The organism is Vreelandella sp. L-15 (genome assembly GCF_056857635.1).
Genome location: NZ_JBSXNN010000093.1, coordinates 16,681 through 38,373, shown reverse-complemented (window position 1 = coordinate 38,373; position 21,693 = coordinate 16,681). Strand labels below are relative to the sequence as shown.

At 56.9% G+C, this 21,693-nt stretch carries 19 protein-coding genes; 8 read left to right on the top strand and 11 right to left on the bottom strand.

The features are described from left to right. Window positions 1-30: 30 nt before the first annotated feature. Together AC13CY_RS14620 and aptA are read right to left on the bottom strand one after the other, a co-directional pair. The gene (locus tag AC13CY_RS14620) at window positions 31-1,527 is read right to left on the bottom strand and encodes a CoA-acylating methylmalonate-semialdehyde dehydrogenase (protein ID WP_058578124.1); all 1,497 of its coding nucleotides are present in this window, start codon (window positions 1,525-1,527) and stop codon (window positions 31-33) included. A gap of 30 nt (window positions 1,528-1,557) precedes the next feature. Then, the gene (gene aptA, locus AC13CY_RS14615; RefSeq protein WP_483052752.1) at window positions 1,558-2,931 is read right to left on the bottom strand and encodes an omega-aminotransferase AptA; all 1,374 of its coding nucleotides are present in this window, start codon (window positions 2,929-2,931) and stop codon (window positions 1,558-1,560) included. A gap of 306 nt (window positions 2,932-3,237) precedes the next feature. Here aptA and AC13CY_RS14610 point away from each other — a divergent pair, with 306 nt between their 5' ends. Genes AC13CY_RS14610 through AC13CY_RS14590 form a run of 5 tightly spaced genes read left to right on the top strand, consistent with a single transcriptional unit; the run spans window position 3,238 to window position 8,572 of the window. Next, window positions 3,238-3,480, top strand: coding sequence for a hypothetical protein (locus tag AC13CY_RS14610; protein ID WP_193461471.1), 243 nt, complete (start codon window positions 3,238-3,240; stop codon window positions 3,478-3,480). A gap of 15 nt (window positions 3,481-3,495) precedes the next feature. Continuing rightward, a complete protein-coding gene (locus AC13CY_RS14605) occupies window positions 3,496-5,019 on the top strand; it encodes a sodium:solute symporter family protein (protein ID WP_483052695.1) in 1,524 nt (507 codons plus the stop codon). Between the two features lie 11 nt (window positions 5,020-5,030). Then, on the top strand, window positions 5,031-5,861 hold the full coding sequence (locus AC13CY_RS14600; protein ID WP_172416585.1) for a FadR/GntR family transcriptional regulator: 831 nt from the start codon (window positions 5,031-5,033) through the stop codon (window positions 5,859-5,861). 18 nt (window positions 5,862-5,879) lie between these two features. After that, a complete protein-coding gene (locus tag AC13CY_RS14595; RefSeq protein WP_172416586.1) occupies window positions 5,880-7,151 on the top strand; it encodes a Zn-dependent hydrolase in 1,272 nt (423 codons plus the stop codon). Between the two features lie 2 nt (window positions 7,152-7,153). Beyond that, entirely contained in the window at window positions 7,154-8,572 is a 1,419-nt protein-coding gene (locus tag AC13CY_RS14590) for an amidase (protein WP_483052694.1), read from the top strand. Here AC13CY_RS14590 and hmuQ read toward each other — a convergent pair. Beyond that, window positions 8,541-8,843, bottom strand: coding sequence for a heme-degrading protein HmuQ (hmuQ, locus tag AC13CY_RS14585; protein WP_062363117.1), 303 nt, complete (start codon window positions 8,841-8,843; stop codon window positions 8,541-8,543). The two genes, AC13CY_RS14590 and hmuQ, sit on opposite strands and share 32 nt — an antisense overlap. A 112-nt stretch (window positions 8,844-8,955) precedes the next feature. Between hmuQ and AC13CY_RS14580 the strand changes: the two genes are divergently transcribed. Next, window positions 8,956-10,536, top strand: a complete 1,581-nt coding sequence (locus AC13CY_RS14580) for a cryptochrome/deoxyribodipyrimidine photo-lyase family protein (RefSeq protein WP_230834551.1) — start codon at window positions 8,956-8,958, stop codon at window positions 10,534-10,536. Window positions 10,537-10,822: 286 nt separating this feature from the next. Here the strand turns inward: AC13CY_RS14580 and AC13CY_RS14575 are convergent, their stop codons facing one another. The 8 genes from AC13CY_RS14575 to AC13CY_RS14540 form a co-directional block, all read right to left on the bottom strand. Continuing rightward, window positions 10,823-11,359 carry a hypothetical protein gene (locus AC13CY_RS14575; RefSeq protein ID WP_230834550.1) on the bottom strand — a complete coding sequence of 179 codons (537 nt, stop codon included), beginning with the start codon at window positions 11,357-11,359 and terminating at the stop codon, window positions 10,823-10,825. Window positions 11,360-11,466: 107 nt separating this feature from the next. Continuing rightward, window positions 11,467-12,357 (bottom strand): HNH endonuclease, encoded by an 891-nt coding sequence (locus tag AC13CY_RS14570; RefSeq protein ID WP_230834549.1) that lies wholly within the window; start codon window positions 12,355-12,357, stop codon window positions 11,467-11,469. Window positions 12,358-12,363: 6 nt separating this feature from the next. Continuing rightward, window positions 12,364-12,807 (bottom strand): hypothetical protein, encoded by a 444-nt coding sequence (locus tag AC13CY_RS14565; protein ID WP_230834548.1) that lies wholly within the window; start codon window positions 12,805-12,807, stop codon window positions 12,364-12,366. Between the two features lie 116 nt (window positions 12,808-12,923). After that, on the bottom strand, window positions 12,924-13,793 hold the full coding sequence (locus AC13CY_RS14560) for a hypothetical protein (RefSeq protein WP_230834547.1): 870 nt from the start codon (window positions 13,791-13,793) through the stop codon (window positions 12,924-12,926). A gap of 1 nt (window position 13,794) precedes the next feature. Then, a complete protein-coding gene (locus AC13CY_RS14555; protein WP_230834546.1) occupies window positions 13,795-14,610 on the bottom strand; it encodes a hypothetical protein in 816 nt (271 codons plus the stop codon). 487 nt (window positions 14,611-15,097) lie between these two features. Further along, window positions 15,098-16,369 carry a 4-aminobutyrate--2-oxoglutarate transaminase gene (gene gabT, locus AC13CY_RS14550; RefSeq protein WP_230834545.1) on the bottom strand — a complete coding sequence of 424 codons (1,272 nt, stop codon included), beginning with the start codon at window positions 16,367-16,369 and terminating at the stop codon, window positions 15,098-15,100. 11 nt (window positions 16,370-16,380) lie between these two features. Continuing rightward, on the bottom strand, window positions 16,381-17,832 hold the full coding sequence (locus AC13CY_RS14545) for an NAD-dependent succinate-semialdehyde dehydrogenase (RefSeq protein WP_288101624.1): 1,452 nt from the start codon (window positions 17,830-17,832) through the stop codon (window positions 16,381-16,383). A gap of 29 nt (window positions 17,833-17,861) precedes the next feature. Then, window positions 17,862-19,277, bottom strand: coding sequence for an amino acid permease (locus tag AC13CY_RS14540; protein WP_474354803.1), 1,416 nt, complete (start codon window positions 19,275-19,277; stop codon window positions 17,862-17,864). 234 nt (window positions 19,278-19,511) lie between these two features. Here AC13CY_RS14540 and AC13CY_RS14535 point away from each other — a divergent pair, with 234 nt between their 5' ends. Together AC13CY_RS14535 and AC13CY_RS14530 are read left to right on the top strand one after the other, a co-directional pair. Then, window positions 19,512-20,930, top strand: coding sequence for an aminotransferase-like domain-containing protein (locus AC13CY_RS14535; protein WP_044630191.1), 1,419 nt, complete (start codon window positions 19,512-19,514; stop codon window positions 20,928-20,930). Window positions 20,931-21,004: 74 nt separating this feature from the next. Beyond that, a complete protein-coding gene (locus AC13CY_RS14530) occupies window positions 21,005-21,691 on the top strand; it encodes a transglycosylase SLT domain-containing protein (protein WP_483052693.1) in 687 nt (228 codons plus the stop codon). The last annotated feature ends 2 nt before the right edge of the window (window positions 21,692-21,693 follow it).

Below are 21,693 nucleotides of genomic sequence, written 5' to 3'. Positions count from 1 at the left end.
CAGTGAAGATGGCGCAGTTAGCGCATCGCGTCAACGCTGGTTAGTAGGAAACGAGAACTCCGCCCGTGTGGCTTCGCTGACGGAAGGCCAGCGCTGGGAAACCGCTTTGCGGCGAGTGTAGAAGCGCACCGAGTCTGGGCCGTAGGCGTGAAGGTCGCCAAACAGCGAACGCTTCCAGCCGCCAAAACTGTGATACGCCACCGGCACGGGCAACGGTACGTTCACCCCCACCATGCCCACTTCGATACCATCGGTGAAGCGGCGGGCGGCTTCGCCATCGCGGGTAAACAGGCAGGTGCCGTTGCCGTATTCGTGGTCGTTGATCAGCTGCATGGCATCGTCCAGGCTGCCGACCCGTACCACGCAGAGTACCGGCCCAAAAATCTCTTCCTGGTAAATGCGCATCTCAGCGGTGACGTTATCGAACAGGCAGCCACCCACAAAATAGCCCTCTTCATGGCCAGCCACGGTCAGGCCACGGCCATCCGCCACCAGCGAAGCGCCAGCGTTCACGCCATCTTCAATAAACCCAAGCACTTTATCGCGATGCTCTGCGGTGACCAGCGGGCCCATATCCAGGCCTTTATCGGTAGCCGGGCCCACCTTCAACTGGGCGATTTTGGGTAGCATGGTTTCCACTAACCGGTCAGCAGTTTCATCGCCTACGCACACCGCTACCGAGATCGCCATGCAGCGCTCGCCGCAGCTGCCGTAGGCAGCGCCCATCAGGGTGTTGGCGGCGTTTTCCAGGTCGGCATCCGGCAGAATCACCGCGTGGTTCTTCGCACCGCCCAGGGCCTGAACGCGCTTGCCCGCCGCCGAGCCGCGGGAATAGATCGCTTCCGCCACGGGCGTAGAACCCACAAACGAAATGGCTTTCACGGCTTTGGCATCTAAGAGTGTTTCCACCGCTTCGCGACCGCCGTGAATCACGTTCATCACGCCTTTGGGCAGCCCCGCTTCTTGCAGCAGTTCGGCCACGGCCATGGCCGCTGACGGGTCTTTTTCGGAAGGTTTAAGAATAAAGGTGTTACCGCAGGCAATCGCCATCGGGTACATCCACAGCGGCACCATGGCGGGGAAGTTAAACGGGGTAATACCCGCGACCACGCCCAGCGGCTGGAAGTTAGACCAGGCATCAATGCCCGGCCCCACGTTGTGGGAGTACTCGCCTTTTAACAGTTCCGGCACGCCGCAGGCGTACTCGACGTTCTCGATGCCGCGCTTCAGCTCGCCCATGGCGTCTTCAACCGTTTTGCCATGCTCTTCGCTGACCAGTTGTACGAGGCGGTCCGCGTGCTCTTCCAGCAACTGCTTAAAGCGGTACATCACCTGGGCGCGCTTGGCGGGCGGCGTATCGCGCCAGGCAGGAAAAGCGGCTTGAGCTGCGGCAATGGCACGCTCCACATCCGCCGCGCTGGCATCCGCCACGTGGCGAATGACCTTGCCCGTAGAAGGGTTGGTGACGTCCAGCGTGCGCTGGCTTTCCACTAGCTCACCGTTAATCAGGTGGGAAACAACACTCATCATGAAACTCCAAAACAGGGTTGGCCAGGGTTACGCCAATGAATCTAGGGTGGTCGCAACGGCATCGAACAAACGCTCAAGCTCGGCTTCCGTGGTGCCAAAGGGAGGGCCGAACTGCAGGGTGTCGCCGCCGTAGCGCACGTAGAAGCCCGCTTCCCACAGCGCCATATGCGCATCGCGGGGACGAATGGTGGGATCGCCGTTGCGCGGCGCTAACTGCAGGGCACCGGCCAAACCGTAGTTGCGAATATCGACGATATGGTGACGGCCTTTCAGGGCGTGCAGCTTCTGCTCGAACACGGGAGCGATGGCGCTCACCTGAGCGGGGAAGTTTTCACGCTCCATCATCTCCAGCGCCGCCAGCCCCGCCGCGCAGGCCACGGGGTGGGCACTGTAGGTGTAGCCGTGGGGGAATTCAATCGCGTGCTGGGCACCGCCTGCGTGCATGAAGGTGTCGAAAATCTCGCCTGAAGCGATCACCGCCCCCATCGGCACCGCCCCATTGGTGATCTGCTTGGCCACGTTCATGATGTCCGGCGTGACGCCAAACGCTTCGGCACCGGTGGTGGCGCCGCTGCGGCCAAAGGCGGTAATGACTTCATCGAAAATCAGCAGAATATCGTGGGCGGTGCAGATTTCCCGCAGCCGGTTCAAGTAGCCCTTGGGCGGCACGATCACCCCCGCCGAGCCCGACATGGGTTCCACGATCACGGCGGCAATGGTCGACGCATCGTGCAAGGCAATTTGATCCAGCAACGCATCGGCCAGCTCAGCACCGGTTTCCGCCTGGCCACGGGTATAGGCATGGCCCGCTTGCAGCGTATGGGGCAGGTGCGTCACGTCCATCAACTGGCCGTAGTGCTTACGGTTACCGCCAATGCCCCCCAAGCTGGTGCCGCCGATATTCACCCCGTGGTAGCCCTTGGCGCGGCCAATCATGCGGGTTTTTTCCGGCTTCCCCTTCAACCGCCAATACGCCTTGGCCATCTTGACCGAGGTATCGGCGGCTTCTGAGCCAGAGTTGGTGAAAAACACGTGATCCAGCCCAGCAGGCGTTAAGCTGGCGACCTTTTCTGCCAGCTTGAACGCCAGCGGATGGCCTATCTGAAAGCCGGGGGCAAAATCCAGCGTGCCCAACTGCGCCGCTACTGCTTTTTGAATCTCTTCCCGGTTATGGCCCGCCCCGCAGGTCCACAGGCCAGAGAGCGAATCGAACAGCTTGCGCCCCTGGTCATCGATGTAATAACGCCCTTCGGCGCCCGCAATCATGCGCGGGTTGGCGCGGAAATCGCGGTTCGCGCTGAACGGCATCCAGAAATGCTGGTTGAGGGCGGTGCCTGATCCAGGCTGCTCAGCCGTCTTTTCCGCTGACTGGGCGGTTGTTTTACTTTTTAAACCAAACATAGTGTCCAGCTCCGTCGCCATGAGACATGCCCTCAGCATGCGCCACCCACTACGTTTATAAAATCATGCTTTTCTTTCGCTCACGTTAGAAAACTCATACGTAATAGAGTATCAAACAGCGCCTCCTCATCTTGACGGGACGATTCAAAGCGCCTAATTCTTATATTTATACGAATAAATACAACAAATCAGTGGAACACGCCTCAGTCGCACTCACCTAGCGAATGCGCTCACTAGCGCTGTCGCTGGCTGCGTGCACTGCCATCAATGCTCACAATTTCAATATAAACAAAGGGCTACCTTGCTATGAAATACTTAACTCCCTTAAAGCTGTCTCTATATGGCGGCATGCTCTTCAGCTTTATCATGCTGGAAAGCCCCCTCATTATGCTGGCCAACCGTATAGAGCCCACGGTGATGGGTCTCCCCTTTCTGCTGGTGTGGAACTTGTTCTGGTGGTTCGTATTAACGGCGCTGTTTTTGGTGGCTTATTTCACCAACTGGGGCAGCCCCGAGCCTTCCACTATCCACGCCACTCAGCAGCGGTAAGAAAAGGGGGTCACCATGACCGGCAGCTTAATCATCATTGCAGCGTTTATGATCATTCCCTTGGTGGTGGGGGTTTTATCCGCTCGTCAATCACAAGAAACCAGCGAGGATTTTTTCGTTCAGGGCCGTGCCATGGGCAGTATCGCGGTCTTCTTCACCGTCGCGGCCACCTGGTGGAGCGCGTTTGCGTTCCTCGGCTCTAATGCCACCTTCTATACCAACGGGCCGGTATTTCTGACGGCATTAGCCTGGAACCTCCTATTTGGTTTCATGTATTACTGGATAGGCAAACGGGTGTGGTTTTTAGGCAAACGATTCAACTATTTAACGCCTTCAGACTTGATCGGTGATTTTTATAACAGCGAAGCGCTGCGTATTACCGTGGCGGCGATTACGCTGATTTTCACCGTACCTTATTTGCAGATCCAGCTAACCGGCGGCGCATACTTAATCGAAGTCGCCTCCGGCGGATTAATTCCTTTCTGGCTCGCCGCCCTGCTGTTTTACTTCATTATTATCATCTACGTATGGATTGGCGGTATCCGCGCTATCGCCTGGACCGACGTTATTTATGGTGCGCTGCTATTCTTCGGCATGCTGTATGCCGGTTACTACATTTCCAGCCAAGTAGGTGGCCCAACAGCGCTATTTAGTCAGCTTCAGCAAACGTCTCCTGACCATCTCACCATGCCTGGGCCTAACGGCACGATGGGCTACCCCATGTGGTTCTCGCTGTTTGCTATTACCGCCATTGGTGCCTTTATGGGCCCGCAAATCTGGCTGCGTATGTACTCGGTGAAACACGGCAAACTGTTTAACTTGATGCCGTTCTTGCTGGGATTGGCGGCCTTTGCCTATGTAGGCTCGGTGCTGTCTGGCTATTCAGGCGTGCTGCTTGAACCCAACGTAGAGAACCCGGACCAGATCCTGCCCATTATGCTGATGGAGTATGCGCCTTACCTACTCGCATCACTGATCATGGCAGCCGGTGCTTCAGCCGCTATGTCTACCGCTAACTCGCAGATCCATGCGGTGTCTACCGTGGTGACGATGGATATCTACAAACGCTATGTCAATCGTGACGCAAGCCAAGCGCGCATTGTGTATATCGGTCGTTTATCGCTGGTGGGCTTCTCATTGGCCGCTTATATCATGGCGCTTACCGTACCTGGCGTACTGGTCACGATTGGTATTGCAGCACTGGCGGGCACCGCGCAGTTGATCATTCCCACCATAGGGGCCATCACCTGGAAAAAAGCGCACCCCACCGCTGCACTGGCGGGTTTGTGGGCGGGCGTTGCCTGCGTGCTACTCATGACCTTTGGCCCGCTCAGCGCACCGTTTGGCTACCATGCGGGTATCTGGGGTTTATTGCTGAATGCTGCGCTGTTTGTTGGGCTCAGCCACGCGCTGCATCGACGCGACACAGCGGTCGTGGAACGCTTTACCCAAGCACGCTATGACTATGATGCCGAGTACCACCCAGAGCGCTTACCCGCTTATACGCAAGAAATCACCAATAGCGCTAACCACCAATAAGGAGTGGGTTGATGACTCAAGCCCCTGTTTCAACCTCGCCGCGCCGACCCAAGCTTGCCGAGCTGATTAGCGACGACATTAAGCGCTGGATCGCCGCAGAGTCACTGGGGGAAGGTGACCGGCTGCCCAATGAAAAAGCGCTGATGGAGCTTTACGGTAGCGCTAAGGGCACCGTGCGCGAAGCGCTCAAGATCTTAGAGGTTGAGGGGCTCATCACGTTAAAAACCGGGCCTAAAGGAGGCGCGGTCATTAATCAGCCCAGCATGGAGCCCGCCAGCCGCATGCTGCGTAACTTTCTGCACTTCCAGCAATTGGATGGCAAGCAGGTGTACCAGTTACGCAAACTGCTGGAAGTAGAACTGGCGGCTTCCGTGGTGGGTAAGCTCACCGAGCAGGACTTCCAACATTTGGAAGCCAATATGTCGGCCTGCGCCTGCCGTGCGAGTCATGAAGAGGATCACCGGCACCAACGTTTTCTAGAGCTGGAGTTTCACCAGCTGCTGGCCCGCGCCTGCCCGAATCCATTGCTCGCGTTTATGTGTCAGTTCTTAAACGACATGCTGCGCGATTTGGTGGTGATCAAAAAAGCGTACGTCCCGGAGCGAAAGCAATTCGACCACGCCAATCAGGATTACCACCGCCAGCTAGTGGATGCCTACCGCGCTGAAGATGCCCCGCGTGTGCGACAGATCATGGCCGAGCACATGGCCGATGCTGAACATCACATGAGTGCACTGGAAGCAGAAATGGCGGTACAGATGCTGGTCAGCAACGACTCACCCAATCATCAGAATCACCGTTCCAAGCTGCACGACTTACTAACGGAAAACACATCCGTTTAACTTTGCGAGGAGAGTGAGATGAATACCTACGTTACCCCCATCAAAGAGTCCAACCTGCATACTGACAGCGACCGCCTTTGGGCGTCGCTCATGGAGATGGCCAAGCTAGGGGCCACGCCGAAGGGCGGCGTGAACCGCCAGGCGCTGACCGACTTAGAGCGCCAAGGCCGCGATCTGTTTATTCAGTGGTGTCGTGCTGAAGGATGTACGATTCGCATTGATAATATTGGCAATATTTTTGCCCGCCGGGAAGGCAGCGACCCCAGCGCCAAAACCGTCATGGCGGGCAGCCACTTAGATACCCAACCCACCGGCGGTAAATACGACGGCTGCTTCGGTGTCATGTCTGGCCTTGAAGTGATTCGCACCCTAAACCAGCACAACATCACCACACAATCGCCGATTGAAGTGGTCGCGTGGACCAACGAAGAAGGCTGCCGATTCCCACCCTGTATGATGGGCTCCGGGGTATTCACTGGTGAGCTGGCGTTTGACGCTATGATGGCGCGCACCGACGCCGATGGTGTCACGGTCAGCGATGCCTTAGACGCGATTCACTATCGCGGTAGTGATGAGGTCTCACCCAACGAGATCAAAGCCTATTTTGAGCCACACATTGAGCAAGGCCCCATTCTCGAAGATACCGACACCACCATTGGCGTTGTCATCGGTGGGCTTGGGCAGAAGTGGTTCGACTTAACCCTCACAGGGCTTGAAGCCCATGCAGGCCCCACCCCAATGAATCTTCGTCGGGATGCCATGATGGGGGCCGCAGAAGTTACTCAAGCGCTCAACCGAATTGCCCATGAGCACCAACCCCACGGGCGCGGCACGGTAGGCTGTATGACGCTACACCCAGGTTCGCGCAATGTAATTCCCGGCCAAGTCAAAATGACCCTGGATATGCGCCACTGGGAACCCGACGCCCTAATCGCTATGGGCCAAGCGGTGACGGCCGCCGTTGAAGACATTTGCCAACGTCACGGGTTGGAATACGAGCTCACCCCCACCGCAGATTTTGCACCTGAGCATTTCAATAAAGCATGCGTGGATAGCGTGCGACAAGCCGCTGAAAAGCTGCAGCTGTCACACATGGATATCATCAGCGGAGCCGGGCACGATGCGATGTTTATTGGCCGTGTCGCCCCCGCTGCCATGATCTTTATTCCCTGCAAAGATGGCATTAGTCATAACGAGATTGAAAGCGCCACCCCCGAGCACGTCCACGCAGGTTGTAACGTCTTACTGCACGCCATGCTCAATGCGGCCGGTGTGAAAAGTGGGGAGTAACCATGGTGGATACCTTTGAAACCCTGACGGCAACTGATGCATTGGCACGTTTCAGCGAGGGCTCGCTCTCGCCGGAAACGCTGGTGGAAGACTGCTTAACGCGTATTGAGCGGGATAACCCCAAGGTGAATGCCTTCACCTGTACTAACGGTAAAGAGGCACGCCGTTTAGCGGCAGAATCCGCTCGACGCTGGCAAGCAGGCTCCCCCTGCGGCCCGCTAGACGGCATCCCAGTGACGATCAAAGATTTAACCCTAACCAAAGGCCTGCCTACACGGCTGGGTTCTACCACCACGGCTACGGATGGCCCCTGGGAGGTAGATGCGCCCATTAGCCGTCACCTACGCAATGCCGGGGCCATTGTGGTTGGCAAAACCACCTCGCCTGAATTTGGCTGGAAAGGCGTCACCGATAACCCGCTGCACGGCATCACCCGCAACCCATGGAACACTGAGCTAACGCCGGGTGGGTCATCCGGCGGCGCGGGGGCAGCTGCGGCGCTTAACTTGGGCCTACTTCATCAGGGCAGCGACGCGGGCGGCTCCATACGTATTCCGTGCAGCTTTACCGGCACGTTTGGTATTAAACCTACTTTCGGCTGGGTGCCTCAGTGGCCTGCCAGCACCATGAGTACGCTGTCTCATCTAGGGCCTATGACGCGCACTGCACGTGATAGCGCCCTCATGCTCAGCGTCATGGCCCAGCCCGATGCTCGGGATGGTTACGTTGGAAACCCCACCGGGCCAGACTGGCTCACGCCGCCCCCAGCAAGCCTCAGTGGCTGGCGCATCGCTTTTAGCGCCAATCTTGGCTATGTAGAGGTAGCGCCAGATATTGCCCAGCGAGTTGAGGAAGCCATCGCTTATTTAGAAGCATTGGGGGCCACCGTAGAACGCATTGACCCAGGCTTTAGCGATCCGCTTAAAACGTTTAATACACTCTGGTTTGCGGGGGCCACGCAGGCACTCGAAAAACTGAACGAACAGCAGCAGGCAGCGCTTGATCCTGGCTTTCTGGAGATTGCACGACGCGGGCAAGATGTATCGCTTTCCGCCTACCTCGCCGCTCGGCGTGAGCGCAGCGAATTGACCGCTCACATGGCCGCCTTTCATGAACGCTATGATTTGCTAGTAACGCCTACGATGCCCATTGCGCCCTTTGCAGCGGGCCACAACGTACCACCGGGCAAACACTATCGAGATTGGATGGATTGGACGCCGTTCAGTTATCCCTTCAACCTGACCCAACAGCCCGCGGCCTCCCTTCCCTGCGGGTTAGACAACCAGGGGCTGCCGGTAGGTTTGCACTTAGTGGCGGGTAAATATCAAGACCTCAAGGTACTGCATGCGGCCCAGTTACTTGAACGCTATTTGCCGCCGTTAACTCCGCCTACAACACCACCTCAAACCCTTCAAACTTAGGCGGGCCAAGGTAGATGCCTTCTGGCGCTTTGGCGTTGGCGTGGGCTTTGCGGAAGGCGTCTGACTTCGTCCAGGCGCGGAAGGCCTCTTCGGATTCCCACACGCTGTGGGAGATAAACACGGTGTGGTCTTCCTGGCTTTCGCCCTGCAGCATTTGGAACTGCTTGAAACCCGGCACTTCGTCCAGGTGGGAATCGCGGTTGCGCCATACCTCTAGAAAATCCTCTTCGCGGCCTGGGGCAATCCGAAAACGGTTCATGGCGATATACATAGTGGTTCTCCTGTGGAGCGGGTGTGACTCAGTTAGTTACGCAAACAATCGCTTGATGGTAACGTTATCACTGCATCACGAATAGATAAGTGACGAACAGGCGTTACGGCTAATGGCTCAGGCACCCCTTCAGGTCGTTTGGTTCAAACGCGATTTGCGCATTCACGATCACGCACCGCTGGCCAACGCCGCTGCGGCGGGCCCTGTGCTGCCGCTATTTGCCATCGAGCCTGAGCAGTGGCAAGCGCCCGACAGCGCCTTGCGCCACTGGCAGTTTGCCGCCGATTCACTGGTTGATCTTGCCCAAGCGCTCAACACGCTGGGCCTGCCACTCTGCCTGTGGCAGGGCGATATAGTGGAGTGCCTGGCCGCGCTCAAAGCGCACTACGGCGAACTGGTGCTGCACTCCCACCAGGAGACCGGCAACGCCTGGAGCTTTGAGCGCGACCAGCGCGTTCAAGCGTGGTGCCATGCCCACCACGTGCCCTGGCAGGAAGCCCGCCAGCAGGGCGTGATTCGTGGGCTGAGTAGCCGCACGGGGCATCAATCCCGTTGGGAAAGCCACTGGGAAGCTCTGATGGCCGCCCCCACCTACCCCGCCCCGCCAACAGCGGTGGCCGCACCCGGTTGGGAAGCGTTTCATCACGTAGATGTGGCGCAACTGCCCTCACTTACCTTGGGGTTTGATACCACGCCCTGCCCCCAACGCCAGCGCGGCGGTCGCAGTGAAGGCCGCTCGCTGTGGCTGAGCTTTATTACTCAGCGCGGGCGTCGCTATCGCGGCTCGCTCTCTAAACCGTTACTGGCCTGGGAGTTTGGTTCGCGGCTCTCCCCGCACTTGGCCTGGGGCACGCTCTCCATGCGGGAAGTAGTGCAATCCCTGCGCCGCCAGCGGCAAAAACATGCCGACGACACCACCTGGGCCCGCTCGCTGCGTGCCTTTACCTCTCGGCTCTACTGGCACTGCCACTTTATTCAAAAGCTGGAAAGCGAACCCAGCATCGAGCATCAAACGTTGCACCCAGCGCTGCGCGGCCTGCGGGAGCGCGACCCTGAACACCCTCACCTGATTGCCTGGAAGCGCGGCCAAACCGGCGTGCCGCTGGTAGATGCCTGCATGCGTAGCCTGACCGCCACCGGCTGGATCAACTTTCGCATGCGCGCCATGCTGCTCTCCCACGCCACCTTTGGCCTGGGGCTGCACTGGTATGAACCTGCTCTGCACCTCGCGCGGCTGTTTACCGACTTCGAGCCCGGCATTCACTACCCTCAAGTGCAAATGCAGGCGGGTGCCACCGGTACCAACGCCATGCGGGTCTACAACCCGATCAAGCAAGCAGAAGATAACGACCCCACCGGCGCATTCATCGCCCGCTGGGTGCCCGAGCTTTCGCCCCTGCCTCAGGAATGGCGCGCCAAACCCTGGGCCCTGCCGGAAAGCCTGCAAAAGCGGTTCGGCTTTCAACCGGGTGTCGACTATCCCATCCCCAATGACTTTGAAGCCGAGGCGCGCCACTGGAAGAAGCTGCTTTATGAGCTGCGACGTACGCCGGAAGCGAGGGATGCCAGTCAGGCGATTGTAGATAAGCTGGCGAGTCAGCGGCGGCCTTCTGCCCGGCGGTCTAAAAAAGCAAAACCCGCCGAACGTCAGCAGCTTTCGCTATTTGATGATGGCGGGTTGGGGGATATGTAGCTGTTACGCTTAGCTATGGCTTACTAACCTCTTCTCCAGAGGGCGTGGCCGCAGCGGGAAACAATCAGCATGGTATATGCGTCATGAGTAGGATTTGGTCGTTCGCCACATTGTTGATATTTTTATCGAACTGCTTCAGTAATGCCGCTAGTCGATACCCATCCTGCGCCCCGTCTAAGGAGCGGCCTATATTTGCTTACTCAGTTGACAGGAAAATACCTAACAACCTGCGCAGCGGCGCACAGAGTGCGCTCTGCGCCCAAAGGACTTGAATTGGCGCTGTTTGTTATGCCTCTACCCACACAGCAGTGCCTGATGTGAGTGTCTCAATAAGCGGAATCCCGGCCAATTCGAGAAGCATTTTCTCAAAAACCTTAACCTGCTCGAACGCGTGCTGCGCGAACTCCGGAGTCAAGTGCTCGTCCCAAGGGCTTGCCATGGCATGGCGCAACGCCTCGCGATCAGACACGTCGGTCTTAGTTTCAATTGGCTTTCCGTGAGCCATCTGATCTCGAATTGTCTTTAGCATATGGAGCGACTTGTAGGGCTCCTGAGAATCTTCAAACTTGAAGCCACAACCTTTTCCAAGAACTAACATCTTGTCTTTATAGAAGGCACGCTCATTCCACTCCGGAATCGCTTTAAAACCAACAAAGTTAGCAATTGCTTCTACAGAGAATGCTAATGCGATGAGGCAGCTCATGCAGTCGAGCGCGATTGCCTCCCTATTGTCTTCGGCGACCTTCTTCTCAATCACACACTTGTGATAGTAGGCAAGATTGAGCAGATCATTGTGAGGCAAAACCTGCGTTTCATGGCTCACGGTACAACTTCTCCTAGAAACATAACGCTAGTTTTCAGAACCGACTATCTCGCAGATCTCACAAGCTAACAAGTCAGGCCAGGCGCCGGTCTCATGCAAAAAATTTGTTAGGACACCACGGGTATTGTGTCCTTGAAGACGACGGTGCGATGATATTCCATGTAGCTCGACCGCGTCACTGAAGCTTTCAGCTTAACCTCACCAGTCAGCCCAGACGCCACGCGATCTTGTTCACAAAGCTCCTTGGAGAAGATCACGTTCCCGTCATAGTCAAAGGTGATCAGCCCCTTGTCAAAGAGACGGTCGGCAAGCGCCGACAAAATGATTCCATTGGCTGGATCGAGACGTTCTTCGTTCGTGCTGGCAGCCCAAGGTTTTATATGCGAAGCGACCAATAGACTTTGATGAGATATTCCGGTCAGCGGGCAACAGCTAAAAGCAGCGAGTAGCGAATCTCGGAACAGGCCTTGGCCAATACGGGCACTCACGAGATACTTTCGCTCTGTTTCCAAGAGGAATGGCGGCGCGTCATAATCTGGAGCCGTCGTTGACACCTCGTCGAATAGTGAAAAGTCTTCGGGGCGCAAGAGCTTGTCAACCCAAATTTGGATGCGTTTCTGACGGTTTCCACCAGTTTTATTACCCGGCTTCCGCTGAAATTCAGCGACTCTTCGCTGAAGCGAGATGCGGAACTCTTCTATGTCTCGATGGGCCAATGTTATCGGATACACCTCATCCATCAACACCATACGTGCCGAGATCGGCTGACTCTGGACTGGTGCGGAGTCAAGAACTACCCGGGTTATTTTCGCCTCGCAAATAGAAAGCTGCTCCAGCAACAGAAAAATAAGCTGATTGTAATCTGGATTCCTTCTCGGTCTTCCTTTTTCCTTTGCCGCGCCGCCACTGCTCTCAACTGTTATCCGAGAAAGTCCTTCAGCAACACCGAGGCTGAACTCGGAATTGACGGGCGCTCCGCTCGATGTGACCAGAAGCATATTTATCTATCCTATGTTTGTGCTTATCGTCCTAACGTTTGAGTTAGGCTGCTGGAACATAGGCCGCAATAGAAGAAAATAAATCCCAACAAATACAATCATGCCCGCTATATCTGCTGCAAAGTGATGCCAAGCATCAAAAAATGGCACTCCATTCTGCTTTGGGTCATCGATGACTTCGTTGACAAAGCTTGCAATGAATGTAATGGCTATACCAGCCCACAGCGACCAATGCCAACAGAAAGCCCACTCGTTATTTACAGGGAGGCCGCTCAAACTATGCCAGCGAAACAACTTGCAAGGAAAATACCCAGCAAGTAGTGGCGTAGCTAAGCCAAAGTAAAAATGCACCCAAACGTAATGATGGGAAATAACGTTAAACATGCCCTGCGCGATGAAAAAGGCAATGGTCAGGCTTACAAAAATACGGATAGGCTGTTTAGTTTGCATAATGGCTTGACGCTTCCAGCATGCGCGCCCATGAAATAGAGCCGAAGGCGCAACGTAATGGGCGTCACCGTGCCTGCGCTGGTTAACTGAGTTAATGAAAAATATAGACCTGGAGGTTAGGCAGCTTTTCCCTGACACCACTCTAATACTGAATCGCCCAACGCTATCAAGTGCTCATGGGATTCCATATGGATGTCGTGACGCCTCACAAATGCATAAAACTCTTCAAACTCCTTTTCTAATGACTCGAATGCTTCCTTTGATAAGCCTTCTCCGGGAAGCACAACGAAGAGCGCAGCATCTTCACTAATTTTGTTCTTTAGTGCTGTCTCGACAGAGCGAAACCCTTCATATAGCTGACTCTTCACTCTATAGGGGTCTGCATAAGCTGCAGAAGCCAGTGTCGCAACACCTTTTTCTCTTTGAAAGGGTAAATAAAGCTTTTCTCGCCCAAAAGAATCATTGACTTCCGCATATGGGTTCTTCGGAACATACCGCTCATAATCCAACTTTAAAGATTTCTTTAGGTGCACCTTCAAAGACTCATAAGCGATATCACGAGAAACTGGAGCAAACGGTTTTTTCTTCCCTTTTACGGGACGAGGTTTGCCCAAGGTGACAACTTCTGAGTAAAGACGCCCAACAATGCTCTGATTATCAGATCCTTGCGCGAACCCCCGATCATCGATAGTGACACCAGCGAGTAAACTACCACGACGGTAAGGACTTGCTCGCAGGCACTCCTCAACTACTTGGCATGCAAGCTCGGCGTGAAATGCAGCATTGCTAGAATCGAATAGACACTCTAATCGACTAAAATCATTTAATAGCTGAAGAGTCAAGTCACCTTCGCTCGAAACAAATCCGACACCGATATTTAGTGTCTCTCCTGTAGCTATATCCGGTTGCCAGCGAGCGGCGAACCAAGTTCCTTGAATACCAGCCTTTGGGGCTGCTTTCTCAAAGAGTTCTTCGAGACCGTTCATTTTACACCGCCATGAGATAGAAATTTGAGCTGAGCCGGCTATGTCCTTCCGCAGCCCTGATACGCAAAAAGTCTTCAATGGCCTTGCGCCTAGATGGATCACTCGATAGGAACTGCCCCCACCAATACCCAAGCTCATGAATAATGTCATTATAGGCATCAGAGTGCTGGGTTGCCGCGACCGCAATAGCATGCTTTTGCGGCAACGTGCCACTTTGAGCTATCTGGAGAATATCCACAAGAATATTTCTATATTTTTCATATGGTTGCAGATCAGATGCCAACCAATTTGGTTTCACAGGCATATTTGAGTGATCAATCAAATAGATCTTACCGGGCCCATCCACCACAATGTTCTGAAGATTACGATCAGTGTTAGCTGTCCAATCATCAAACGCAATAGTATCGTTTAGCTTCGACCAATCTCGCAACATCCCCATGACAGCGTCCAGCTGCTGGTTCGTAATGGGATCAGTGATCTGGCAGATAGTTGTTGGTGTTCTCCCGGGAGCTTCGCTTACGACAAACGCATGAGGAAGGAAATCATCTTGATTTTCTAATAGCCCTTTTGGAACCCTAATGACCCCGGCATGGGTAGGAAGGGGTAATTGGCATGATTTGGCCAACAAATAACCTGTAATCTCATTCAGCACACCCAGGGGCAACGACTTATGAAACATTTTGAAGTATGTGCGCCGAGGTTTCCCATCACCCCAGACGACTGATACTAGCAGGGTAGATGCCGTGCGCCCTTCTCCAACTATCTCAAAGACATTCGCCAAATGGCTTTCGTGGAGAACTTCTATCATTCTTTCCATGGACCAATCCTAATTCGTCAGAGCATCCACAACTCCCAATGCATTGTGGACGTGTATATTACTAATCACCTAATTCACCCTAAATCTCAGTAACTGGTGCAAGATACTTGCATCTCTGAAGCGGAAATTGGTCAGCAGCTAACATGTGTTAGACAGCGTGCCCTATGATTGGATGAATACTTCGACATGATTGTCCGAAAATTGCAGCCTGCAACATTCGTCCAAACCACTGACTCTTACATTAATTAATTTTTATTAGGCTACATATCCAAAACTCGCACATCTGGTGCATTTGCCCGCACCTCGACTTTGGGAGGCTACCTGTCTTGCTATATTTATCATCCCCCTACCAAACTCACCTTAGCATAGGATTCTTTGGGCTGCTGACCAACTCAGTCTTGTGCATTCAACGCCCATAAAAAACCCACCTATCGCCAGCAGCTTTCGCTGTTAACGATGGGCGGGTTAGATGATGCTTAGAAAGGTATTAGCTAAGCGCTTCCAACGACTCCTCAATAATGCTCAGCCCCTCCTCCAGTACCGCAGACGACACCGTCAGCGGCACCAGAATGCGGATGCTGTTGCCGTAGAAACCGCAGGAGAGCAGGATCAGGCCTTTCTCCCGGGCTTTGGCGCAGAGCACGCCGGTGAGTTGTGGGTCGGGCTTGCCTTCACCGTTGAGCAGCTCAAACGCGGCCATAGCGCCGAGCTGGCGGCCGTAGGCGACGGCGGGGAAGCGCTCTTCCCAGACGGCGAAGCGTTCAGCCAGCATGTTGCCCATCTGCTCGCTGCGGGCGAGGATGTTCTCTTCTTCGATGGCGTCGATCACCGCCAGGGCCGCCGCGCAGGAGAGCGGGTTGCCGCTGTAGGTGCCGCCCAGCGAGTTGGGGCCGGAGGCGTCCATCACCTTGGCGGTGCCGACCACGGCAGAGAGCGGCATGCCGTTAGCAAGGCTCTTGGCGGTGGTCAGAATATCCGCTTCGATGCCGCTGTGTTCCAGCGCAAACAGCTTGCCGGTACGGGCAAAGCCGGACTGCACTTCGTCGGCGATCAGCAGAATGCCGTGCTCGTCGCATAGGGCGCGCAGCTCTTTCAGGTAATCCGGCGAGGCGATGTAGAAGCCGCCCTCGCCCTGTACCGGTTCAATCACGATGGCCGCCGTGCGGTGCGGGGCGATATCGGTTTTGAACAGCGTGCGAATGGCGTTCAGCGAGGCTTCTTCACTAATGCCGTGCAGCGGGTTGGGGAACGGGGCGCGGAACACGTCGCCCGGCATGGGGCCGAAGTCGTTCTTGTAGGGCAGCACCTTGCCGGTCATCGCCAGGGTCATCATGGTGCGGCCGTGGAAGGCACCATCAAAGGTGATGATGCCGGTGCGGCCAGTGGCGGCGCGGGCAATTTTCACAGCGTTTTCCAGCGCTTCAGCACCGGTGTTCACCAGCATTGCTTTGCGCTCGGGGCCGCGCACCGGGGTGAGTTCGCAGAGCTTTTGGCACAGCTGCACGTAGGGCGCGTAGGAGATCACCGCCGCGCTGGTGTGCATGACTTTCTTGAGCTGCGCTTCGACCGCCGCGACGATTTTCGGGTGGCGGTGGCCCAAGTTAAGCACACCAATGCCGCCCGCGAAGTCGATCCAGCGTTTGCCGTCGGCGTCCCACAGTTCGGCGTTTTCAGCACGCTCGGCAAACTGGGTGGTCGGCGTGGCGGCACCGTTGGCCACGAAGCGGTTTTTCAGGTCGTTCAATTCTTGGTTAGTCATCATCGTTCTCTTTATAAACCGCCAACGCAGACGTATTTCAGTTCGGTAAATTCATCCAACCCGTGGTGGGAACCTTCGCGGCCCAGCCCGGACTCTTTCACGCCGCCAAACGGCGCAAGCTCGGTGGAGATTAGCCCTTCGTTCACGCCGACCATGCCGTATTCAAGCGCTTCCATGGTGCGCCAGATACGGCGGTAATCCGTGGCGTAGAAGTAGGCGGCCAGGCCAAACGGGGTGTCGTTGGCCATGGCGATGGCTTCTTCATCGCGCTGGAAGCGGAACACCGGCGCGACCGGACCGAAAGTCTCTTCATCGGCCACGGCCATTTGAGTGGTCACATCCGCCAGCACCGTGGGAGTAAAGAAGCGATCACCCGCCGCGTGGGGCTGGCCGCCGCACAGTAGGCGCGCGCCTTTGTTCACCGCGTCGTCGACGTGGCGCTGCACTTTATCCACGGCGGCTTGGTTGATCAGCGGGCCGATGATGCTGCCTTCTGCCAGGCCGTCACCCACGTTGAGCGCGTTCACACGCTCGGTGAGCTTGGCGACGAAGGCATCGTAAATACCGTCCTGTACCAGGAAGCGGTTGGTGCACACGCAGGTTTGCCCGGCGTTACGGAATTTGGAGGCGATGGCACCGTTCACGGCGGCGTCCACATCGGCGTCGTCAAACACGATGAACGGCGCGTTGCCGCCCAGCTCCATGGCGGTTTTCTTCACCGTGCTGGCACACTGAGCCAGCAGGTGTTTGCCCACCGGGGTAGAACCGGTAAACGACACCTTGCGCACCCGAGCGTCGGTGGTAAGCACCTCGCCCACGGCGGCGGGTTTGGAAGCGGTAACCACGTTGATGGTGCCTGCGGGCAGGCCCGCTTCCAGCGCTAAATAAGCGGCGGCCAGCGCGGTGAGCGGCGTGGCTTCGGCGGGTTTAATCACCACGGTGCAGCCAGCGGCCAAGGCCGGGGCGCACTTGCGGGTAATCATCGCCAGCGGGAAGTTCCACGGGGTAATCGCGGCGACCACGCCCACCGGCTCGCGCAGTACCAGCAGGCGCTTGTCAGCACCGTGGCTGGGCAGGGTTTCCCCGGCCATGCGCTTGGCTTCTTCAGCGAAGAACTCGATGAACGATGCGCCGTAGGTCACTTCGCCCTTGGCTTCCGCCAGCGGCTTGCCCTGCTCTAGGGTCATCAGACGGGCTAGGTCGTCGGCGTGCTCATTGATCAGCTCAAACCAGCGGCGCAGCAGCGCCGAGCGCTGTTTCACCGGGGTGGCGCGCCACGCGGCACCGGCTTCGTAAGCGGCGGCCACGGCGTCGCGGGTGTCGTCGGCGCTTAAATCCGCCACGTGGGCGATGGTCTCGCCGGTGGCGGGGTTATCAACGGCAAAGGTCTGCTGGCCTTTGCGCCACTGCCCACCCACCAGGGCCGGTACGGCATCGTGCAACCACTGTTCGATAAAGCTCATAGCGTGCTCCTTTAAAGTGTTGGAACGGCTTACAGGTCAGCCATCATGTGTTGGTCGCTGTAGGCCCGGCCGTAGGTGCGCAGGGCATGGATGTAAAGCCCCACCCCCAGCAGCGACCAGCCCGCGAAGATCGACCACTCTGCGCCGCTCAGTGCCGCCGGGCTACCGGGCAGGTAAAGGCAGGCCATACCGAAAGAGAGGACGACCGCCAGGGTGCCGCACAGCTTGCCGTGGCGAATGCGGAACGGGCGCGGCATATCCGGCTCACGAACCCGCAGCACCACAAAGGAGATGGCCACGAACAGGTAGGCAATCACGATGCCCAGGCCACCGGCGTTGACGATCCACACCAGCGCGGGGCGGCCGAAGAAAGGGGCGATACAGGAGAGGAAGCCCATCAGGAAGATGGCGTTAGTCGGCGTTTTATAGCGCGGGTGCAGCTTGGCAAACGGTGCAGGCAGCATGCCCGCACGAGCCAGGGCGTAAATGGCCCGTGAACCGCCGATGTAGAAGGCGTTCCAGCTGGTGATGATGCCCGCAATACCGGCCAGTATCATTAAGTTGCTGGCCCAGGGGGCGTTGAACAGGCTGCCCATGGCATCCGGCACGCTCAGGGAACTCGCGGCCAGCTCGGTGCTATTCAGGGCAAGGCTGGTGGCCAGAATAATCAGCGCGTACCACACCACTGCCAGAATGACCGACATCATCAGCACTTTGCCGATGGCTTTGTAAGGCAGGTTAATCTCTTCGGCGGCTTGGGGAATGACGTCAAAGCCCACGAACAGGAACGGCACCATGACCAGCACCGCGACAATGCCCGCCACCACGCCGGTATCGGCCTGGGTGAACAGCGGCATCATGTTGATGGTTTCGCCTTCAAACAGCGCGCCCGTGACAAACAGCACGCCAACCAGCAAAATCATGGCGGTCACGACTTTTTGGATCAGCGCGGCGGTGGTCACACCGAAGTAGTTGATAATCATCATGGCGAGCGAGCCGCCAACACCGACGGCCACCCAAGTCGCTTTGACTTCCCAGCCCGCGATGGTCCATAAGTGGCCAACCGCATAGTTCGGTGCTAGGTGCTCAATGACGGTGGGCAGCGCCACGGCTTCAAAGGCCACCACGCTTAAATAGCCTAAAATAATCGCCCAGGTGCATAAGAAAGAGGGTAAGTGACCCAGGGCGCGGTAGCTGTAGACATGCTCACCGCCCACTTTGGGCATGGCGGAGGCCAGCTCGGCGTAGGTCAGGCCTACCATGATGATCGCTAAACCGCCGACGATAAACGCTAAGATAGCGCCTACGCTGCCAGCGGATTGAATCGCAGTGCCGGTTAATACAATCCAGCCCCAGCCAATCATCGCGCCGAAGGCGAGGGCTAATACGTCGCCGCGGGCCAGTACCCGGACGAGCTTATCCTGTTCAGAAGAGGGAGTGGTCATCGCACAGTATCCTGCAGGTTATTGGATGTTGTCGTTGGCGCTCTGTGGCGCAGTATCCTGATTCCAGTGACGGAATAGTTACACGCTAGCAGGCGGTGGTCAGAACGCGAATGCACCACTTTGGCGTTCGACTAGACCACTTTTTCAACGCACCAAATAAGTGCATAGCTGACATAATGCTTTCGTCTAAACGCCTGACAGCAGCGGGCTTCACGCGGGAAAGGGGGCGTTGATATGGATCGCCAGCAGGTCTTGCACCAATTTATGCAACTTTATGCACTCCAACCGGAGCGGCTGAGTAAGCAGGTGCGCATTGAGCAAGCGCTGCGCCAAGCCATTACGCAGCAGTGGCCCAGCGGGCTGCGTTTGCCTTCTCATCGGGTGTTGGCCGATGCCATTCAGGTGGCGCGGCAAACCCTGGCCTTAGCGATTGGCACGCTGTTGGAAGAGCAGCTGCTGACCACCGCCCACGGCCAAGGCACCTGGACCTGCAAGCCGGCAACGCCACCGCCCGATGCCCCCGCCAATGTGCAGTTATCTCAGCGCGCCCAGCGGGTGCTGCAAGGCCCTGGGGCCAGCATGATTCAGAGCGGGGCTTTCGTGCCCGGCATTCCGGATATCGCCCAATTCCCCATGCGCAAATGGCGGCAGCTCTACGCCAGCGTGACGGTGCCGCAAAATGCGCTGCTGCTCTCCTACTCCACCGGCGGCTACGGCCCGCTGAAACGGGCGATTCGTGATTTTCTGGCCCGCTGGCGGGATATTCATTGCGATACCGAGCAGATCATCATTACCGATGGCACCCACAACGGCATCGAGCTGTGCGCCGTTGCCCTGGCGGATGTGGGCGATACGGTGGCTATGGAGTCGCCCTGCTACTGGGGGGCGCGCAACGTGTTTACCGCCGCCGGGCTGAACATCGAAATGCTGCCGTGGCGGCCTGAAGCGGGTCATGCCTTACCGGCTACTCCCGGCCCCGTGGCGCTGGCTTACCTCACCGGCTCGCACCACTATCCGCTCAGCGTGCCGACCAGCGCCGAGCATAAACAGCGGCTGTGTGAGGCGTTATCGCCCACCTACGTGGTGGAAGATGACTATGAATTTAACCGCGACGACCACCCCAACCTGCTGTTTGATGCCCACTCTGAGCGCCATTTGCTGGTAGGCTCTTTCTCTAAGATGATGTTTCCCGGCCTGCGGCTGGGCTACTTGGTGGTGCCGCGGCATTTGGCAGGTCCCATGAACCGTCTGCGCAGCGAGCTGTTTCGCGAGGGCCGTATGCTGGACCAAGCCGTACTGGCCCAGTTTATTTTTGATGGTGATTTGGATGCCTGGTGTCGGCGCATTCAGCGGGACTATTTAGGCCGCCAACAGGTGCTGCACGACCAGCTGCGCTCGCTGCCCCAGGTGCGCTCGGTGTCGGCTCCCAGCAGTGCCATCAGCCTGTGCGTGGAGTTCGAGCCGGGCATTAACGATGTGGCCATCGCGCAATCGTTGCTGAAAGAGCACTTAATCGTGCGGCCGTTAAGCCCGGTGTGTGCTTCCTCGGACCCCCGCGTGGGCTTGGTGATGGGGGTGGGCATGCTCTCTGGGGAAACGCTGGTGCGCGAGGCTCAGCGCCTGCGCCGCTGCTTGGAGCCGCTGCTGCGCTAAGCGGCCAACGCGCTTTATACGCCAATACACAACACAAAACGTGAGCAACACGACTTATCCACAAGGACCGTCTTATGCATCGCCCTGTTGATAGCTTTTGGGTCTCTACTTTCTCTGCTGCTTCTACCGCTTCGCTCCGCGGATGGCTGACCGTCGCTGCCCTACTGCTGCTCTCTGGGTGCGCGACCTTTGCGCCCAGCCCGCCGGAGGATCAGACCAATATCTGCGAGATTTTCCGCGAACAGCCTAGCTGGTACGACTACGCGCAAGAGTCTGAAGAGAAGTGGGGAACGCCCATCGCGACCCAAATGGCGTTTATTCAGCGGGAGTCCTCGTTTCGCAGCCACGTGCGCCCAGACCGCAAATACTACCTTGGCTTTATTCCCGGCCCGCGCCCCTCTTCCGCCAAAGGCTACGCCCAAGCTCAAGACCCGGTGTGGGGCGAGTACGAAGACCAAGCGGGCAGCCTATTTGCCCGGCGCACGCATATGAAACACGCCACCGATTTCATTGGCTGGTACAACGCCCGCACTCGCGCGCAAACGGGCATTTCGCTCAACAATCCTGAGCACCTCTATTACGCCTACCACGAGGGCGCAGGCGGCTATCAGCGAGGCACTTATCGCAGTAAACCCCAGGTGCTCAACGCAGGCCGCCAAGTGGCGAGCCTCTCCAGCCGCTACCAGGCCCAGCTCAACAGTTGCCAGGCAGAGTTCCAGTGCCGCAAGTTCTATCAGGTGTGGCCATTCTGTCGTAGCTGAGG

What these genes read in the sequence shown, in the direction of transcription:
- AC13CY_RS14620 (WP_058578124.1), bottom strand. Translation starts at nt 1,527, where the DNA reads ATGAGTGTTGTTTCCCACCTGATTAACGGTGAGCTAGTGGAAAGCCAG.
- aptA (WP_483052752.1), bottom strand. Translation starts at nt 2,931, where the DNA reads ATGTTTGGTTTAAAAAGTAAAACAACCGCCCAGTCAGCGGAAAAGACG.
- AC13CY_RS14610 (WP_193461471.1), top strand. Translation starts at nt 3,238, where the DNA reads ATGAAATACTTAACTCCCTTAAAGCTGTCTCTATATGGCGGCATGCTC.
- AC13CY_RS14605 (WP_483052695.1), top strand. Translation starts at nt 3,496, where the DNA reads ATGACCGGCAGCTTAATCATCATTGCAGCGTTTATGATCATTCCCTTG.
- AC13CY_RS14600 (WP_172416585.1), top strand. Translation starts at nt 5,031, where the DNA reads ATGACTCAAGCCCCTGTTTCAACCTCGCCGCGCCGACCCAAGCTTGCC.
- AC13CY_RS14595 (WP_172416586.1), top strand. Translation starts at nt 5,880, where the DNA reads ATGAATACCTACGTTACCCCCATCAAAGAGTCCAACCTGCATACTGAC.
- AC13CY_RS14590 (WP_483052694.1), top strand. Translation starts at nt 7,154, where the DNA reads ATGGTGGATACCTTTGAAACCCTGACGGCAACTGATGCATTGGCACGT.
- hmuQ (WP_062363117.1), bottom strand. Translation starts at nt 8,843, where the DNA reads ATGTATATCGCCATGAACCGTTTTCGGATTGCCCCAGGCCGCGAAGAG.
- AC13CY_RS14580 (WP_230834551.1), top strand. Translation starts at nt 8,956, where the DNA reads ATGGCTCAGGCACCCCTTCAGGTCGTTTGGTTCAAACGCGATTTGCGC.
- AC13CY_RS14570 (WP_230834549.1), bottom strand. Translation starts at nt 12,357, where the DNA reads ATGCTTCTGGTCACATCGAGCGGAGCGCCCGTCAATTCCGAGTTCAGC.
- AC13CY_RS14565 (WP_230834548.1), bottom strand. Translation starts at nt 12,807, where the DNA reads ATGCAAACTAAACAGCCTATCCGTATTTTTGTAAGCCTGACCATTGCC.
- AC13CY_RS14560 (WP_230834547.1), bottom strand. Translation starts at nt 13,793, where the DNA reads ATGAACGGTCTCGAAGAACTCTTTGAGAAAGCAGCCCCAAAGGCTGGT.
- AC13CY_RS14555 (WP_230834546.1), bottom strand. Translation starts at nt 14,610, where the DNA reads ATGGAAAGAATGATAGAAGTTCTCCACGAAAGCCATTTGGCGAATGTC.
- gabT (WP_230834545.1), bottom strand. Translation starts at nt 16,369, where the DNA reads ATGACTAACCAAGAATTGAACGACCTGAAAAACCGCTTCGTGGCCAAC.
- AC13CY_RS14545 (WP_288101624.1), bottom strand. Translation starts at nt 17,832, where the DNA reads ATGAGCTTTATCGAACAGTGGTTGCACGATGCCGTACCGGCCCTGGTG.
- AC13CY_RS14540 (WP_474354803.1), bottom strand. Translation starts at nt 19,277, where the DNA reads ATGACCACTCCCTCTTCTGAACAGGATAAGCTCGTCCGGGTACTGGCC.
- AC13CY_RS14535 (WP_044630191.1), top strand. Translation starts at nt 19,512, where the DNA reads ATGGATCGCCAGCAGGTCTTGCACCAATTTATGCAACTTTATGCACTC.
- AC13CY_RS14530 (WP_483052693.1), top strand. Translation starts at nt 21,005, where the DNA reads ATGCATCGCCCTGTTGATAGCTTTTGGGTCTCTACTTTCTCTGCTGCT.